This is a genomic window from Plantibacter elymi (nom. nud.), from assembly GCF_900177795.1.
GTDB lineage: Bacteria > Actinomycetota > Actinomycetes > Actinomycetales > Microbacteriaceae > Plantibacter > Plantibacter elymi.
On the sequence record NZ_FXWJ01000001.1, the window covers coordinates 768,962 to 786,363 of the forward strand.

Annotated in this window: 15 protein-coding genes; 4 read left to right on the forward strand and 11 right to left on the reverse strand. The window is 70.5% G+C overall.

The genetic code is table 11. From position 1 onward, the window contains the following. Positions 1–109: 109 nt before the first annotated feature. The 8 genes from CCK91_RS03720 to CCK91_RS03755 all read right to left on the reverse strand — a co-directional run bounded on the left by CCK91_RS03720 (position 110) and on the right by CCK91_RS03755 (position 9,717). Positions 110–796, reverse strand: coding sequence for a response regulator (locus CCK91_RS03720; protein WP_086472906.1), 687 nt, complete (start codon positions 794–796; stop codon positions 110–112). Continuing rightward, the gene (locus CCK91_RS03725) at positions 793–3,288 is read right to left on the reverse strand and encodes a sensor histidine kinase (RefSeq protein ID WP_086472907.1); all 2,496 of its coding nucleotides are present in this window, start codon (positions 3,286–3,288) and stop codon (positions 793–795) included. Before CCK91_RS03725 ends, CCK91_RS03720 begins: the two co-directional genes overlap by 4 nt. A 76-nt stretch (positions 3,289–3,364) precedes the next feature. After that, positions 3,365–3,973 (reverse strand): potassium-transporting ATPase subunit KdpC, encoded by a 609-nt coding sequence (gene kdpC / locus CCK91_RS03730; RefSeq protein ID WP_086472908.1) that lies wholly within the window; start codon positions 3,971–3,973, stop codon positions 3,365–3,367. Positions 3,974–4,034: 61 nt separating this feature from the next. Further along, positions 4,035–6,200 (reverse strand): potassium-transporting ATPase subunit KdpB, encoded by a 2,166-nt coding sequence (kdpB, locus tag CCK91_RS03735; RefSeq protein ID WP_086472909.1) that lies wholly within the window; start codon positions 6,198–6,200, stop codon positions 4,035–4,037. A 187-nt stretch (positions 6,201–6,387) separates the two neighbouring features. Next, positions 6,388–8,061 (reverse strand): potassium-transporting ATPase subunit KdpA, encoded by a 1,674-nt coding sequence (gene kdpA / locus CCK91_RS03740; RefSeq protein WP_086472910.1) that lies wholly within the window; start codon positions 8,059–8,061, stop codon positions 6,388–6,390. After that, the gene (gene kdpF / locus CCK91_RS03745) at positions 8,061–8,150 is read right to left on the reverse strand and encodes a K(+)-transporting ATPase subunit F (protein ID WP_056009336.1); all 90 of its coding nucleotides are present in this window, start codon (positions 8,148–8,150) and stop codon (positions 8,061–8,063) included. The genes kdpA and kdpF overlap by 1 nt, the downstream gene beginning before the upstream one ends. Before the next feature lie 209 nt (positions 8,151–8,359). Continuing rightward, positions 8,360–9,298 carry a hypothetical protein gene (locus CCK91_RS03750; protein ID WP_086472911.1) on the reverse strand — a complete coding sequence of 313 codons (939 nt, stop codon included), beginning with the start codon at positions 9,296–9,298 and terminating at the stop codon, positions 8,360–8,362. After that, positions 9,295–9,717 carry a carboxymuconolactone decarboxylase family protein gene (locus tag CCK91_RS03755; protein ID WP_242664295.1) on the reverse strand — a complete coding sequence of 141 codons (423 nt, stop codon included), beginning with the start codon at positions 9,715–9,717 and terminating at the stop codon, positions 9,295–9,297. Before CCK91_RS03755 ends, CCK91_RS03750 begins: the two co-directional genes overlap by 4 nt. 53 nt (positions 9,718–9,770) lie before the next feature. On the opposite strand from CCK91_RS03755, the gene CCK91_RS03760 reads away from it, so the two are divergent. Further along, positions 9,771–10,319: a CGNR zinc finger domain-containing protein gene (locus CCK91_RS03760; protein ID WP_086472912.1), complete on the forward strand. Its 549-nt coding sequence runs from the start codon at positions 9,771–9,773 to the stop codon at positions 10,317–10,319. Between the two features lie 27 nt (positions 10,320–10,346). On the opposite strand, the gene ppk2 is transcribed toward CCK91_RS03760, so the two are convergent. Both ppk2 and CCK91_RS03770 read right to left on the reverse strand, forming a co-directional pair. Next, positions 10,347–11,171, reverse strand: coding sequence for a polyphosphate kinase 2 (ppk2, locus tag CCK91_RS03765; protein WP_086472913.1), 825 nt, complete (start codon positions 11,169–11,171; stop codon positions 10,347–10,349). Between the two features lie 180 nt (positions 11,172–11,351). Next, on the reverse strand, positions 11,352–12,029 hold the full coding sequence (locus CCK91_RS03770; RefSeq protein WP_086472914.1) for a FadR/GntR family transcriptional regulator: 678 nt from the start codon (positions 12,027–12,029) through the stop codon (positions 11,352–11,354). Between the two features lie 138 nt (positions 12,030–12,167). Between CCK91_RS03770 and CCK91_RS03775 the strand changes: the two genes are divergently transcribed. The 3 genes from CCK91_RS03775 (at position 12,168) to CCK91_RS19790 (ending at position 16,034) form a co-directional block, all read left to right on the forward strand. Continuing rightward, a complete protein-coding gene (locus CCK91_RS03775) occupies positions 12,168–13,838 on the forward strand; it encodes a 2-isopropylmalate synthase (RefSeq protein WP_086472915.1) in 1,671 nt (556 codons plus the stop codon). 50 nt (positions 13,839–13,888) lie between these two features. Continuing rightward, a complete protein-coding gene (locus CCK91_RS03780; protein WP_086472916.1) occupies positions 13,889–15,055 on the forward strand; it encodes a hypothetical protein in 1,167 nt (388 codons plus the stop codon). Positions 15,056–15,167: 112 nt separating this feature from the next. Continuing rightward, positions 15,168–16,034 carry a helix-turn-helix transcriptional regulator gene (locus CCK91_RS19790; RefSeq protein WP_207568173.1) on the forward strand — a complete coding sequence of 289 codons (867 nt, stop codon included), beginning with the start codon at positions 15,168–15,170 and terminating at the stop codon, positions 16,032–16,034. A gap of 79 nt (positions 16,035–16,113) precedes the next feature. Here the strand turns inward: CCK91_RS19790 and CCK91_RS03790 are convergent, their stop codons facing one another. Continuing rightward, the gene (locus tag CCK91_RS03790; protein WP_119863537.1) at positions 16,114–17,340 is read right to left on the reverse strand and encodes an MFS transporter; all 1,227 of its coding nucleotides are present in this window, start codon (positions 17,338–17,340) and stop codon (positions 16,114–16,116) included. Between the last annotated feature and the right edge of the window lie 62 nt (positions 17,341–17,402).

The window sequence follows — 17,402 nt, forward strand, 5'->3', positions numbered from 1 at the left end:
GGAAAGCCCGGACGCGACTGCGACGGTACGCGTGCAAGCTGCGATTCCGGGGGCATGGCCTCGGGCGCTGCAACCTGTTACCCTGCCCGTCGCCGCGGCCGCGGCCCGTTCAGAGCTGGAAGCGGTACCCCATGCCGGCCTCGGTGAGCAGGTGGCGGGGGGTGGCCGGTTCCGGCTCGAGCTTCTTCCGCAGCTGCGCGATGTAGAGGCGCAGGTAGCCGGTGTCGGTCACGTGCGTCGGACCCCAGATCTCCGTGAGCAGCATCTGTCGGGTCACGAGCTTGCCGGCGTTCCGGATGAGCAGCTCGAGCACCTGCCACTCCGTCGGCGTCAGGCGGACGGTGACCGGGGACGCACCAGGGGTCTGCTTGGTGACCTGCTTCGCGGCGAGGTCGACCACGATGTCGCCGAAGCGCACGGTGGGTTCTGCCTCGGCGCCGGGGACCCGTCGGGTGAGCGCACGGATCCTGGCGAGCAGCTCGTCGATCGCGAAGGGCTTCGTCACGTAGTCGTCGGCTCCGGCGTCGAGCGCCTCGACCTTGTCGGTCGAGCCGGCACGACCGGACACCACGAGGATCGGCGCGTCGGTCCAGCCGCGGAGGCCCTCGATCACCTGCCGCCCGTCGAGTCCCGGCATGCCGAGGTCGAGCAGGTACAGGTCGGGCCGGTGCGTCGTCGCGGCGTTGAGCGCAGCGGTCCCGTCCTCGGCCGTGATGATCTCGTAGCCCCGGGCGGTGAGGGTGATGCGCAGGGCCCGGAGGATCTGCGGGTCGTCGTCGGCGATCAGGATCTTCATCGAGCGGTCCCCTCCTGATCACGTGCCGCCGGCAGTGACACCACCATGGTGAGGCCCCCACCCGGCGTGTCCTCCGGTTCGAGTGTGCCACCCATCCCCTCGACGAAGCCCTTCGACAGCGCGAGTCCCAGGCCGAGACCGGTGAGGTTGTCGGTGTCGCCGAGGCGCTGGAAGGGGACGAACACGTCCTCCCGCCGGTCGGGCGCGATCCCCGGGCCGTGATCGACGATGCGGATCTCGACGGCGTCCCGGAAGCCGCTCGTCGCGATCCGGACGGGGGTGCCGTCGGGGCTGAAACGCTGCGCGTTCGTCAGGAGGTTCACGATGACGCGTTGGAGGAGGCCGGCGTCCGCGAGGACGGGCGGGAGGTCGGGTGCGAGATCGAGCTCGGCGTCGTGCGGACCGATGCCGAGCTCGTCGAAGGCCGGCAGGATCGCGTCCTCGACGTCGATCGGGGCGACGGTCACGGCGAGGACACCGGCCTGGAGGCGACTGACGTCGAGCAGGTTCGTGACGAGGGCCGCGAGGGTGCGCAGGCTGTCGTCGGCGGTCTCGAGGAGGTCGCGGCGGTCCGCCGTGGTGAGCTCGACGTCGGTCGCGCGCAGTCCGGTGACGGCGGCGGTCGCGGCGGCGAGGGGGCGCCGGAGGTCGTGACTGACTGCCGAGAGCAGCGCGCTCCGCACCCGGTCGGTCGCTGCCAGCGGGCCGACCTCCCGGGCGGTTGCGCGGAGATCGGTGTGCTCGAGCGAGGCGTCGAGCTGCGCCGCGATGACGGCGAGCAGGCGGCGGTCGGAGGCGGCGAGCACCCCGCCGTGCAGTTCGAGCACCGCGCGGGTGCCGATCGGGATGCTCGTGAAGTCGCCTCCGCGGGTCGGTTCGCCGTCGACGGCGAGGACCTGCTCACCAGCGACGAGGCGTACGCCGGCGAGCGAGAAGGACTCGCGGGTCCGGCTGACGAGCGCCTGCAGGGCGCCCTCGCCGCGGAGCACGCTGCCCGCGACCGTCGCGAGCAGCTCGGACTCCGCGGCCGCGCGCCTGGCCGTGCGGGCCCGCCGCGCCGAGAGGTCGACGACGCCGCTCACGATCACGGCGATGACGACGTAGAGCACGAGCGCCACGAGGTGCGCCGGATCGTCGATGGTCACGGTGTAGAGCGGTTGGACGAAGACGAAGTCGAGCGTGACCCCCGACAGGACGGCCGCGAACACCGCCGGCCAGAACCCGCCCACGAGCGCGACGAGCACGACGAGGAGCTGGTAGGACAGCACCTCGCTCGTGATCGACTCCTCGGTACGGGCGAGGTGGAGGAGCCAGGTGACGAGCGGCCCGCCGATGAGCGCGAGCGCGAAGCCCGCGATGTGGCGCCGAGCGCTCAGGGCGCCGCCGAGCTTCGGCAGCCGGAAGCGGCCGCCCGCCGCCTCGTGGTTGACGATGTGGACGTCGATGTTGCCCGACTCGCGGATGACCGTGTTGCCGATGCCGGGACCGGTGACCGCGGCGGACAGGCGACTGCGCCGGCTGACACCGATGACGAGCTGCGTCGCGTTCGCCGCCTTCGCGAAGTCCACGAGCGCACGCGGCACGTCGTCGCCGACCACCTGGTGGAAGGTGCCGCCGAGGGTGTCGACGAGCGCTCGCTGCTGCGCGAGCGCGCCGGGGTTCGCGGTCCGGAGGCCATCCTGCGTCGTCACGTGCACCGCGATGAGCTCGCCGCCGGAGGAGCGGGCGGCGATCCGGGCGCCGCGCCGGAGCAGGGTCTCGCCCTCCGGGCCGCCGGTGAGGGCCACGACGACCCGCTCGCGCGCCTCCCAGGTGCTGTCGATGCCGTGCTCGGCACGGTAGTCGCGCAGGGCGGAGTCGACCTCGTCGGCCAGCCACAGCAGCGCCAACTCGCGCAGTGCCGTGAGGTTGCCGAGGCGGAAGTAGTTGGACAGTGCGGCGTCGATCCGCTCGGCCGGGTAGACCCGGCCGCCGGCGAGCCGGTCGCGGAGGGCCTGTGGAGCGAGGTCGATGAGTTCGATCTGGTCGGCCGCCCGCAGCACGGCGTCGGGGATCGTCTCCCGCTGCGGCGCCCCGGTGATCTGCCGGACGACGTCGTTCAGCGACTCGATGTGCTGGATGTTGACCGTCGACAGCACGGAGACACCGGCGGCGAGCAGGGCTTCGACGTCCTGCCAGCGCTTGTCGTTTGTGGAGCCGGGGGCGTTCGTGTGGGCCAGTTCGTCGACGAGCGCGAGTCCGGGGCGGCGTGCGAGGACGGCCTCGAGGTCCATCTCGTCGAGCGTCACGCCCCGGTGCTCGACGCCCCGACGCGGCAGCGTCTCGAGCCCCTCCGTCAGAGCGGCGGTCGCGACCCGACCGTGGGTCTCGACGACCGCGACGACCACGTCGACGCCCTCCCCGGCGAGGCGGTGCCCCTCCTCGAGCATGGCGTAGGTCTTGCCGACCCCGGGGGCCGCGCCGAGGAGCACCCGGAGTCGTCCGCGCTGCATGGTGTTCAGTCCTCCTGGAGCATGGCGCTCTGCCTGCCGACCTCGGGGGCCGCGCTGTGTCGTCCGCGCTGCATGGTCATCCGTTCAGTCGGGCCACGGCGAGGTTCAGCTGCAGGACGTTGACCGTGGACTCCCCAAGGTAGCCGAGGTCGGGGCCCTGCGTCAGGCGCTCGACGAGGGCACGGACCTCGCCCTCGTCGAGGCCGCGCTCGGAGGCGACGCGGGGCACCTGCAGCAGTGCGTAGGCCGGGCTGATGTGCGGATCGAGACCGGACGCGGAGGCCGTCAGCGCGTCGGCGGGGATGCTCGACGGATCGACGTCCTCGAAAGCGGCGATGGCCGCGCGGCGCTCTTCGATCGAGGCGACGAGGTCGGTGTTCTCCGGCCCGAGGTTGCTGCCGCTCGACGCCCCACCGTCGTAGCCGTCGCCGGCCGCCGACGGACGCGACTGGAACCACTGCGGCAGCGGCTTGCCGTCGGCGTCGGTGAACGACTGCCCGATGAGCGCCGAGCCGACCGTCTTGTCACCCTCGGTGACGGTGGATCCGTTCGCCTGCCAGGACATCGTCGCCTGCCCGATGCCGGTGACGATGAGGGGGTAGCCGACGCCGAGGACGACGGTGAGGGCGAGCATGGCCCTGATGGCGACCCAGTACTGGGCGATGCCGCTGCGGGATGCACTCATGATGTTCTGTCTGCTTTCGTGTGCTTGGTGTGCGGTGCTGGGGTGAGGGGACGGGGTCCGGCTAGAAGCCGGGGATCAGCGTCACGACGAGGTCGATGAGCTTGATGCCGATGAACGGCGCGATCACGCCACCGAGTCCGTAGACCAACAGGTTCCGGCTGAGGACCTTCGAGGCGCTGAGCGGGCGGTACTTCACCCCGCGGAGGGCCAGCGGGATCAGGATCACGATGATGATCGCGTTGAAGATGATCGCCGAGAGGATCGCCGACGCGGGGGAGTGCAGCTGCATGATGTTGAGCAGTGCGAGCCCCGGGAACACCCCGGCGAACATGGCCGGGATGATCGCGAAGTACTTGGCGACGTCGTTCGCGATCGAGAACGTCGTGAGGGCACCTCGTGTGATGAGCAGCTGCTTGCCGATCCGGACGATGTCGATGAGCTTCGTCGGGTCGGAGTCGAGGTCGACCATGTTGCCGGCCTCCTTCGCAGCGGAGGTGCCCGTGTTCATCGCGACACCGACGTCGGCCTGCGCGAGCGCCGGAGCGTCGTTCGTACCGTCACCGGTCATCGCGACGAGGTTGCCGCCCTCCTGCTCCTTGCGGATGAGCTCGAGCTTCTGCTCGGGCGTCGCCTCGGCCAGGAAGTCGTCGACTCCGGCCTCGGCGGCGATCGCCTTCGCGGTGAGCGGGTTGTCACCCGTGATCATGACCGTGCGGATGCCCATGGCACGCAGCTCGGCGAACCGCTCCGCGATGCCGGCCTTGACGACGTCCTTCAGCCGGACGACGCCGAGCACCCGCGCGGTGCCGGTGGTGCCGGTCTGCGCGACGACGAGCGGGGTGCCGCCGCCGGCGGACACCGCCTCGACGTGCGCCTGGAGCTCGGCGCGGGTCGCGTCGGCGAGGGGGCCGAACGACTCCACCCAGGCCAGCACGGCCGAGCCGGCGCCCTTGCGGATCTGTGCACCGTCCGGCTGGTCGAGGCCGCTCATGCGGGTCTGCGCGGTGAACGGGACGATCTCGCCGGCCCCGGACCCGTCCAGGTGGATGCCACGCTCGGCCGCGAGGTCGACGATCGACTTGCCCTCGGGCGTCGGGTCGCTGAGCGAGGACCGGGCTGCGGCCTGCGCGAGTTCCTCCGGCGTGACCCCGCGGAGGGCGATGAACTCGACTGCCTGGCGGTTGCCGTAGGTGATGGTGCCGGTCTTGTCGAGCAGCAGGGTCGTGACGTCGCCGGCGGCCTCGACCGCGCGGCCGGACATCGCGAGCACGTTCCGCTGCACGAGTCGGTCCATGCCGGCGATGCCGATCGCCGAGAGCAGGGCGCCGATCGTCGTCGGGATGAGGCAGACGAGGAGGGCGATGAGGACCGGGACGCTGACGGGAGCAGCTGCGTAGGAGGCGATCGGGTTGAGCGTGAGCGCGACGACCACGAACACGATCGACAGGCTCGCGAGCAGGATGTTGAGTGCGATCTCGTTCGGCGTCTTCTGCCGCGCCGCACCCTCGACGAGGCCGATCATGCGGTCGACGAAGGTCTCGCCGGGCTTCGAGGTGATGCGGACGACGATGCGGTCCGACAACACGCGGGTGCCGCCGGTGACGGCGCTGCGGTCCCCGCCGGACTCGCGGACGACGGGGGCGGACTCGCCGGTGATGGCCGACTCGTCGACCGACGCGATGCCCCAGACGATGTCGCCGTCGCCCGGGACGAGCTCACCGGCGGTCACCACGACGACGTCGCCGAGGGTGAGGTCCGCGGAGGAGACCTGGCCGATGGCGGCGTGCTCCGCGGACGGGTCCGCCGAGGCGTCGTAGGCCGTGACCTGGTTCGCCATGGTCGAAGTGCGCGTCTTGCGGAGACTGTCGGCCTGCGCCTTGCCGCGTCCCTCGGCCACGGACTCAGCGAGGTTCGCGAAGACGACCGTGAGCCACAACCAGATCGCGATGCCCCAGGTGAACGACGCCGGCACGGCCGACCCGCCGGATTCCTGCGCACCACCGAGGAACGGTTCGGCGATCGCGAGGACGGTGGTCAGCGCCGCGCCGACCTCGACGATGAACATGACCGGGTTCTTGACCATGAGCCGCGGGTCGAGTTTGCGGAGGGCGCCCGGGGTCGCGGCGAGCAGCTGTGCCGGACCGAACGCGGCCTTCGCGGGCTCGTGGTGGTGGTCCTGCTCCTGCTCGGGTTCCGCCGGGGCGGGAAGCGTGTGCGTGGTGGACATGGTTTATGACAGCCCTTCCGCCAGGGGACCTGGCGCGAGTACGGGGAAGGAGGTGGGTGCGGTGATGATCACGCGGTGTGCGTCGTGGACGCGGCTCATGACAGCCCTTCCGCCAGGGGACCTGGCGCGAGTACGGGGAAGGAGGTGGGTGCGGTGATGATCACGCGGTGTGCGTCGTGGACGCGGCTCATGACAGCCCTTCCGCCAGGGGACCCAGCGCGAGTACGGGGAAGTAGGTGAGTGCGGTGATGATCACGGCGACACCGGTGAGGAGACCGACGAACTGCGGCCGGTTGGTCGGGAGCGTTCCGGCGGTCGACGGCACCCGGTCCTGCGCGGCCAGCGAACCGGCGAGCGCGAGGACGAGCACGATCGGGACGAAGCGACCGAGGAGCATCGCGACACCCAGGGCCGTGTTGAACCACGGGGTGTTCGCCGTGAGGCCGGCGAACGCGGAACCGTTGTTGTTCGCGGCGGAGGTGAAGGCGTAGAGGACCTCGGACAGGCCGTGGAGGCCCGGGTTCCAGATCGACGTCGTCTCCACGTCCGAGCGGACGCCGGGGATGGCGAAGCTCAGTGCGGTGCCGGCGAGCACGAGGGTCGGCGTCACGAGGATGTACAGGCTCGCGAGCTTGATCTCCCGCGGGCCGATCTTCTTGCCGAGGTACTCCGGGGTTCGGCCGACGAGCAGCCCACCGATGAACACGGCGATGACGGCGAGCACGAGCATGCCGTACAGGCCTGAGCCGACGCCGCCGGGGGCGATCTCGCCGAGCATCATGTTGATCATCGGCATCATGCCGCCGAGTGCCGTGTACGAGTCGTGCATCGAGTTGACGGCACCCGTCGAGGTGAGCGTCGAGGTCGAGCCGAACAGTGTCGAGGCGAAGACGCCGAAGCGCTGCTCCTTGCCCTCCATCGCGCCGCCGGCCGCCATCGGTGCCGCTCCGAGGCCGCGGGCTTCGAGCGCCGTGAGGATCGAGAACGAGGCGAGGAAGATGACGCCCATGACCGCGAGGATCGTGTAGCCCTGCTTGTGGTCGCCGACCATGCGGCCGAAGGTGCGCGGCAGGGAGAACGGGATCGCGAGCATGAGGATGTTCTGCACGAGGCTCGTCCAGGCGGTCGGGTTCTCGAAGGGGTGCGCGGAGTTCGCGTTGAAGAACCCGCCGCCGTTCGTGCCGAGGAGCTTGATGGCCTCCTGCGAGGCGACCGGCCCGCCGGGGATGGTCTGCGTCGCGCCCGTGATGGTCGTGACGTCGGTGAAGCCGTTGAGGTTCTGGATGGTCCCGCCCGCGATGAGCACGACCGCCATGACGACGGAGAGCGGCAGGAGCACGCGGAGGGTGCCACGTGTGAGGTCGACCCAGAAGTTGCCGATGGTGCCGCTACGGCGACTCGCGAACCCGCGGACGAGGGCGATGGCGATGGCGATGCCGACGGCCGCGGAGACGAAGTTCTGCACCGCGAGGCCCGTGAGCTGCACGGTGTAGCCCATCGTGACCTCGGGGGAGTACGACTGCCAGTTGGTGTTGGCGACGAACGACGCGGCCGTGTTGAACGACAGTCCCTCGGGGACGGCGGGGAGGCCGAGTGCGAAGGGGAGGACGGCCTGGGCGCGCTGCAGCGCGTAGACGAGGAGGACGCCGACGAGCGAGAAGGCGAGCACCCCGCGGAGGTAGGCCTGCCAGGTCTGCTCGGAGCGGGCGTCGACACCGATCACGCGGTAGAAGCCGCGCTCGACGGCGAAGTCCTTGCTGGAGGTGTACACCCGGGCGAGGTACTCACCGAGCGGACGGTAGAGCAGCACGAGGACCAGGACGAGGGTCGAGACCTGGAGGATCGCGAAGAGGGTCTGCATCAGAACCTCTCGGGTTTCACGAGCGCGTACACGAGGTACACGACGGCGGCGACGGCCAGGACGGCGGCGAGGAGTTCGAAGACGATCACAGTCTCTCCACTCCCCGGGCGACGAGGCCGACCAGAGCGAACACGGCGATGACGCCGAGCACGTAGACGAGGTCGAGCAAGAGGACTCCAGTGGGTGCGTGGTGCGGGTGCGTGGTGCTGTGTCCCGTTCGGGACAGCTCAGAGCCAACACCCGTCAACGACCTCCGACGGCGGTCCTCACGGTTTCCATACGCCTTCCGCGTCGATCCTCACGACCTCCCTACGGCGCGTGGTGCGCGAGGCTCGAACGCCCACGCGCGGGCGGGGTTGTCGCGGGTGATCGTCGACACCGCTTCCACGCCGAGGGCCCTCGCCAACTGCGGTGCGACGGTCGTCAGCAGCGCCGCCGGACCGCACTCCTCCGGCCGAGCGCGGGAGGCGGACGTGGTCGTGTCGGCGCCGAGGAGCAGTGCGGGCAGGTGCCCGTCGTCGATGAGGATCTCGAGGATCCGTGCCAGTCGGGAGGACTCCATCGGGTGGCCCGGCGACGGTGTGTCGATGCATACCCACGCGCCGGAGCGGGCGGCCTGGAGGATTTGCTCGACGTGAGGGTTCCGGCCGAGATGCCCGAGGACGATGGACCTCGGGTCCACCTCGTCGTCCTCCAGCGCCGCCAGGACGAGGTCGGCCGCAGCTCCCTGCTCGAGGTGCACCGCGATCGGCACTCCGCTGGCGTGATGCGCCACTGCCGCGGCCCGCAACGCGTCCCGCTCGTCCTCGGCGAGGCGGTCGGGGCCGACACCGATCTTGATCAGCCCGCACCCGTGCCTGTCGACGTCGTCGATGAACGCCGCTGCGAGCTCGTCGGCCGAGTGCGCGGGTTCCGCAGCGCCGGCAGGGTAGACACGTCGCAGATGTCGTCCGGTCGCAGCCACGACGTGGACCCCCGTCGACGCACTGACCCGTCGGAGCGCCGGGAGGCCGCGTCCGAGACCTCGAGGCGTCCACTGGACGACGGTCCTGCCGCCCGCCGCCGCGAACCGCTCGACCGCGGTCGTGGCGTCAGGCTCGTCGACCAGGTCCTCACCGGCCAGGACCGGTGTCCGCAGGAAGAGGTGGTCGTGCGAGTCGACCACGCCTACCGTGGCCGGGTCGATGTCACCGAGCACCGTGCGGATCACCCGGGTCCCGAGCCGCACCCGGGTCACCGGGCGTCGACGTCGCGGTCGGTCATCGGTGGCTCGGCCGCCGGCTCGGGGAGGAGTCGCAGTGCCGCCATCACCCGGGGCAGCCCGACATACGGCACGAGGTGGACGAGCGCCTCGGCGACCTCCGTCCGGGTCATCCCGATCCGGAGCGACGTCGTGAGGTGGCCGCTGAGTTGCGGGTCGACGCCGCCGAGCGCCGTCAGCGCGCCGATGATGAGCAGTTGTCGGTCGCGCGGCGTCAGGCCCTCGCGCTGATACGTCCCACCGAACACGGCGCCGACGATCCATTCGTCGAAGCCCGGCGCCGCCGCATCGACCGTCGCGCGCCAGGCCGCGGTCGTCGTCTCGTCCTGCAGCTCCGCCAGTCGTTCGCGGCCGGCCGCCACATCGAACACCTCGTGCATCGTCGCTCCCTGCATCATCGTTCCCTCACTCGTCCCGGTTGTAACGGTTGACACGTTACACTCGAACTATGACGACCGAGACCGACTTCCGCCTCGACGGCGGAGCCACCTGGCTGAACCTGCTCGCCACGCAGGGACAGAGCTTCGGAACGCGGCCGGTGGAGCGGATCGGGACGCCCGAGGCGGGACGGCGGTGGCTCGGCCTGGTCGGGTTCGGGGTGGACGGCGAGCTGAGCTCCGACGACCTCGACCGCCTCGTGCGGTTGCGGGAAGCGCTCCGCGAGCTGGCGATGGCGGCGGTCGCCGGGCGCGAACCGGCCTCGGACGATCTCGCGCAGGTGCGTGGACACGCGTCAGGGTCGGCCGGAGCGCTGTGGAGTGGTCCCGCTCAGGCCGGCGTCACGCTCGACGCGGCGCTCGCCGCGATCGCCGTCCAGGCGCTGGTCATGCTGCAGGGGCCGGACCGGGAGCTGTTGCGTCAGTGCGCCGAGGTCGACTGCCGCTGGGTGTTCCTCGACACCTCCGGCAGGCGGCACTGGTGTCCGTCGCCGGCCTGTGCCAGTCGGGGCCGGGTCCGCGCCCACCGCGCGCGACAGGGCGCCCCGAGCGCTGACTGATCCGAGTCGTCCCGTCAGCGCGTCGGTTCAGCCCCCGAGGGTGTGGGCGTGATCCGGCACGTACCGGTACCGTTCGCGCGCGGGTCGGTCGTACCCGTCGGCGCCCGGCCGCTCGGGGATGTCGATCGGCTCGGGGGCGCGCTGCTCGTAGGGGACCTGGGAGAGCAGGTGCGAGATCGCGTTCAACCGGGACGCCCGCTTGTCGTCGCTCTCGATCGTCCACCAGGGTGCATCCGCGTGGTCGGTGGCCTCGAACATCTCGTCCTTGGCGCGCGAGTAGTCCTCCCAGCGGGTGATCGACTGGAGGTCCGTGTCGGACAGCTTCCAGCGGCGCATCGGGTCGTCGAGACGCGAGCGGAACCGCTGTTCCTGGACGTCGTCGGAGACGGAGAACCAGTACTTGATGAGGATGATGCCGTCCTCGACGAGCATCCGCTCGAACACGGGCGTCTGCCGCAGGAAGAGCCGGTGCTGCTCGGGGGTGCAGTAGTCCATGACCCGTTCGACACCGGCACGGTTGTACCAGGAGCGGTCGAACAGCACGATCTCGCCCGCCGTGGGCAGGTGCTGGATGTAACGCTGGAAGTACCACTGACCACGTTCCTGCTCACCAGGGGTCGGCAGGGCGGCGACCCGTGCCGAACGCGGGTTCAGATATTGGACGATGCGCTTGATCGCGCCGCCCTTGCCGGCGGCGTCTCGGCCCTCGAAGACCACGACGACCCGCGCGCCGGTCTCGATCACCCAGCGCTGCATCGTGACGAGCTCGATCTGGAGTCGTTCCAGTTCCGCTTCGTAGCGGTCCTTCCGGATGCGTTTGGGTGGCTTGTTCCGGTTCGGAGCCTTCGACATGCTGCGTGTTCCCGCCCGTCCCCGAGAGGACCTGTTCGACGCCTGAGCGGCGCGGTGGTGCAGAGCTCGGTGCCCGCCCCGGCGGAGCGGTACTCACGCCCAGCCTGCGCCTGCCGATCGATATCCGTGGGGGCGTGTCATCCGTGCGCCGACAGGCGTATAGTCACGCGCGCGCTGCGATCAGTCCGAACGGGTCAACCCGTCGCGGAGGGCGACGAGATGGGTGCGGCTGCGGTCGAAGGCCGCGATGGCATCGCGATCCACGACCGCCTGCACGATGTGCTCATGGACGAGCTGGTCGTGGTCCGTCCCCGGCGCGCCACTGAGGCGGAGCATCTGGATCATCGCCTCGCGGCTGCGCTCGGCGAAGGTGTCGAACAGTTCGGTGAGGATCTCGTTCCCGCTCGCGGCCACGATGCTCCGGTGGAGCGCGGTGTCGGCGTCGACCCGCCCCTCGATGGTCGCGCGATCGGTGTTGCGGTGGGCCAGCGCTGCCCGGATGGCGGCCAGATCGGACGCCGTGTGGCGTTGTGCGGCGAGGGCAGCCGCTTCACACTCGATGGCGATGCGCGCCTCGATGACCGAGCCGATCGCGGTCCGCAGGACGAGTGCGTCCCAATCCTGGACCGGCGTGCGCGACCGGAGGAAGTTCCCCGATCCCTGCCGGGTCGACAGCACGCCCTGACCGGCCAGCTGGCGGATCGCCTCGCGCATCGTCGACCGGCCGACACCGAGCTGCGGTGCCAGGGTCGTCTCGCCGGGCAGCTTCTGGCCGATCTCCCACTCACCGGCCTGGATGCGCTGCAGGAGCAAGCGTGCGACCTGGTCGGAGAGCGATTCACGGTGCACGGTGTCCATGTGTCGATCATAGTCCTCAGCTTGTCTGACAAGTTGTGTTAGCGTAGCCGCGTGATCCCCGCAGACTCCCGACTCTCCACGCCCGCCGGCCCCGTCCCGTCCTCCGCGCCGAGCTGGAATCGCCAGCGCCACTCGCAGATGCCGTCCCATCGCTACCAGGACCTGTACTCGCGGGTGGACGTCCCCCTCCTCGACCGCACCTGGCCGTCGAGACGACTGACCGAGGCGCCGCTCTGGGTGCCGGTGGACCTGCGCGACGGGAACCAAGCGCTCGCCGAGCCCATGGACCCCGAGCGGAAGCGGGCCTTCTTCGAGCTCATGGTCTCGATGGGGTACAAGGAGATCGAGGTCGGCTACCCCTCCGCCTCGCAGACCGACTACGACTTCGTCCGCCTGATCGCCGAGACCGACATCGCCCCCGAGGACGTCACGATCGTCGTCTTCACACCGGCCCGCCGCGACCTGATCGAGCGCACGGTCGAGTCGATCCGTGGGATCCGGAACCCGGTCGTCATCCACCTGTACACCGCGACGGCGCCGCTCTGGCGGGAGGTCGTCCTCGGACACGACCGCGACTCACTCCGCGCGCTCATCCTCGCCGGCGGCTCCGACGTCCTCGAGTTCGCCGGCGACCTCGACGGGGTGCGGTTCGAGTTCTCGCCCGAGGTCTTCAACCTGACGGAGCCGGACTACGCCCTCGAGCTCTGCGACGCCATGACGACCCTGTGGGATGCCTCGCCGGACCGCCCGGTGATCCTCAACCTGCCCGCGACCGTCGAAGCGGCGAGCCCGAACGTCTATGCGGACCAGATCGAGTACATGCACCGCAACCTCGACCGCCGCGACGCCGTCATCCTGTCGGTCCACCCCCACAATGACCGCGGTACGGGGATCGCGTGCGCTGAGCTCGCGGTCCTCGCCGGCGCCCAACGCGTCGAAGGGTGCATCTTCGGCAACGGCGAGCGGACCGGCAACGTCGACCTCGCGACCCTCGCGCTCAACCTGCACGCGCAGGGCGTCGACCCGATGATCGACTTCTCCGACATCGACCACATCCGTCGGGTCGTGGAGCACAGCAACCGCATCGAGATCCACCCGCGCCACCCGTACGTCGGCGACCTCGTCCACACCGCGTTCTCGGGGACGCATCAGGATGCGATCAAGAAGGGCTTCGCGGAACACCGAGCGCGGGCCGAGGCGACCGGCAGCCGCCCGGAGGACCTCCCGTGGCGCGTGCCCTACCTGCCGGTCGACCCCGCGGACCTCGGCCGGAGCTACGAGGCGGTCATCCGGGTGAACTCGCAGTCGGGCAAGGGCGGCATCGCCTACCTGCTCGAGCGCGACTACGGCATCGAGATGCCCCGTCGTCTCCAGGTGGACTTCTCGCGTCGCGTCCAGCAGCAGGCGGACGAGACCGGTCGCGAACTGGACGCCGAGGCGTTGCTCGCGGCGTTCGAGCGCAGCTACCTGTCGGCGACGCCGTCCCGGGTCGAGCTGCTCGAGGTCGATGTGGCGACGACCGGCGAGACCTCGCGGACGACGGTCGGTCTCCGGATCGACGGCGACCGACATGAGGCCACCTTCGCCGACGTCGGCCCGGTCGAGGCGGCGACCCGTCTCCTCGCCGACCACGGCGTCCACGTCGAGATCGTCTCCCTGCATCAGACCTCGCTCAGTTCCGGAAGTGGCGCCGAGGCCTTGACCCTCCTCGAGGTCCGCCGTGGCCCGGAGACGGTGTGGGCAGCCGGGCGCCATCGCTCCGTGCTGGAGGCGTCGGTCCGCGCCGTCGTCAACGCTGCGAGCCGGTAGTCGCCCTGCCCTACGCTGGGAGGCTGAGGGCGTCGAGGGGATCTGGATCAGTGGAACTGCGGTGGCTGACGGCGCCCGAACACGAGGTCGCCGCGGCGATGGCGGATGAGCGTCGCTCCGGCCGGCCCAAACGGGTGCCCACCGGGCGGAGAGTGCTCTTCCATCTCTACTTCAGCCTCGTCCTCTGGTACCTGGCGATCGCGCTCGTCTCGGTCGGGGTCAGCGTCGACGAATACCACGACCGTCGCGTCGAGCCTGATGACGTCATCGGCCTGGTCGTCGCCGCGCTCGTCCTCGTCGGGCTGCTCGTCGGTGCCTGGTTCCTGTACCGCTGGTCGCGACGCCCGCCGTCGCCGAAGGCGCGTCTCGCCGGATGGCGGACCCATCTGACGGCGGTGGCCAACGGCTTCGAGGAGGAGCCGAAAGGACGGGCGATGTTCTCCTCGCTCATCACCACGACGGGGAAGTACAACAACGCCTTCATCACCGTGCCGGGACCACAGGTGCAGTCCCACCCGCGGTTCGTCGGCGACCGGGTCGAGTTCGGCAACCTGGTCGACGACGTGAAGCGGTCGCGGGACTGGCACTACCTGACCGTGCAGCTGCCGGCCCCGCTCCCGCACCTCCTGCTCGACGCGACGACGAACGACACCGTCCGCAGCGACCTGCCGCCGGGCGTCGACCGGGGTCTGCAGATCTCCCTCGAGGGCGACTTCGACCGGTGGTTCCGCGTCTACGCGCCGTCCGGGTACGGAGCGGACGCGCGATACGTGCTGACCCCTGACGTGATGTCGTCGCTCGTCAGCACCGCGGCGTACTACAACGTGGAGATGGTCGACGATCGGGTCGTCTTCTTCAGCAGGCCGGCCGCCGACTTCGCCTACGCCGCCCCCTGGGCCGCCATCGATGCGATCCTCACCGACCTGGTGCCGCGTCTCATCACGAGGGCCGAACGGTACCGCGACGAACGCGTGGCGGGACAGGACGCCGAGAGCGTCCTCGAGGCGGCGCGGGACGCCATGGAGGCTGAGCAGGTCTGGACCCGGAAGGAGACGGTCGTCGGCGAGGAGGGGCGTCGCCTCACGGTGCGGGCGCGCTTCCATGCGATCTGGGTGGCCGTCGGTGCGGTCAGTTGGCTCGTCACCCGCACGCTGCTCTACTTCATCCCCGCCGCCTTCGCCTTCGCGGGGTTCATGTCCGTGGTGGACGGGCGCTAGCCGCGACTGAGTCGCCCGAATCTGCTCGGATCCACGCCGAAATCGGACAGATCCGGGCGACTCAGCGGGCACGTCGTGGAACATCCGGCGACGCATTCGCGTTCGCATCGGTGTGACCCTCACCGCGACCCCTCCAGCGTCGACGACCGACACCTTCGATCGCGCGCTCGCGAGCCTGGAGTGGACGATCCACGGCACCGACCGCGACCGCCTCGCTGCGGGCACACCCCTGCGGCGACCGCACACGGCGTCCGGCTTCGTCTACCTTTCCAGTGGACGCGTCCGCCTCACCGCCGCCGACGGCACCCGCGACCTCGACGCCGGCGACCTCGTCTTCTTCCCCCGCGCCCACGCCACGACGGTGCTCGCGCTCGAGGACGCCGAGCTCCTCGATGTCGCCTTCACCCCGCCGGGTCAGCGCCAACAGGTGGCGGAGACGCTGCCCGAGCACCTGTACGTCGCCGACTTCGCCGGGCAGGAGCCCTCGATGGTGGCGCTCATCGCAGGCATGGGGTGCCCGCAGGCGACTGGCCGTCCGCGGGCGGGCGACACCGTCATCTGCAGCCGCATCGCGACGACGATCGTGTCGGCCGCGCTCCGCACGTGGAACGAGGCCGGCTGCGCGCCGGATCGCTGGCTGCAGCGCATCGGCGACCCGCACATCGGCGCGGTCCTCGACGCCCTGCACGCCGAACCGGGGCGACCATGGACCTTCGAGACGCTCGCCCGCATCGCCATGATGTCGCGGTCGGCGTTCGCCGAGCGGTTCCGCGAGGTCGTCGGGCACACTCCGCGCGCTTACCTCACGACCGTTCGCATGGAGACAGCCAAGGGGCTCATCCTCACGGGCGACGCTTCCGTGGCCGAGCTCGCCGGCGCGCTCGGCTACGTGTCCGAAGACGGCTTCGCGCGCGCCTTCCAGCGGTATACGGGCCTCACGCCGGCGCGCTGGCGTGCCGAGGCGGCGCTCGCCGCGTAGGCGGTTCTTCGCCGAGAGTGCCCGATCGGTCGCGTGTTCCGCCGTTGGACGACCGTTTGCGCACTCTCGGCGACCTGCATCACCGCGCGGTGCGCGCCGACCCGAACACGATGCCGCCGACGATCGCGGAGATCGCCGCGACCGTGAGCGCCGGGACGATGCCGACCGCGTCGACGAGCAGTCCACCCGCTCCGGCACCGACGGTGATCGCGAGCTGGAACCCCGCGACGACGAGTCCGCCACCGGACTCCATGCGGTCCGGCACGAGGCGACCCATCCACGTGCTCAGGGTCGTCAGCCAGGCGCCGAAGCCCATGCCCCAAGTCGTGATCGCGATGGTCACGATCCAGGGCTGCCCCGGGAACAGGATCACCAGTGCGATCGAGATGCCGATGAACGCCGGGACGACGTAGCGCAGGGCCGCCAGGTGGCGGTCGACGAGGAGTCCGATCACGAAGTTGCCGACCACGCCGCCGAGACCGAACGCCGCGAGGAGCACGGCGACACCGGCCGCGTCGAGGTCGGGCACCCGCTCGATCGCGAGCCGGATGTAGGTGAAGGCGATGAAGTGCCCGAGGACGGTCAGGACGTGCCCCGTCAGGCCGACGCGGATGCCCGGGACCCGGAGCGTGTCGACGAGTGACCGCAGACCGCCGCTCGACGGAGCCGGCGCGACGGGCGGGAGGACGAGCCGCAGCGCGACGGCCACCACCGCGGTGATGACCGCGACACCGGCGAAGATGAGGCGCCAGTCCATGACCGAACCGAGGTAGGTGCCGACCGGGACACCGGCGACCGTCGCGACGGTGGTGCCGGTGTTCACGAGCATGATCGCCCGACCGAGGTGGTGCGGAGCGGACAACCGGGCGGCGATCGCGATCGACATCGCCCAGAACGCGCCGAGGGCCGCACCGAGCAGGAGTCGGGCGATGAGCAGCATCACGAAATCGGCGGAGATCGCGACGAGCGCGCTCGACACCGCGGCCGCCGCTGCGAGCAGGACGAGCAGGAGGCGACGGTCGAGTCGCGGGACGAGGATGCCGATCGTCGGTGCGGTGAGGAAGCCGATGAACGCCGTAGCGGTGACGGCCTGACCGGCCTGTCCCTCGGTGATCCCGAGCGATGCGGCCATCGACGGCAGCAGGCTCGGCGGCAGGAACTCGGCGAGCACGAGCACGAAGCTCGTCGCCATCATGACGGCGACGGCCGCCCAGGCGGTCCGCGTGCGCGGGGCGTCGGACGCGGCTGCGTTCGTCGTGGGGACCGAGCCCGTTCGTGGAGCGTCGAGCTTCTCGTCTGTCGTCATGCTCTCAGCTTGCCGGAGCCGCGACCCCTCCACCCGACGCCCAGTCCACCCGACCCGACCGT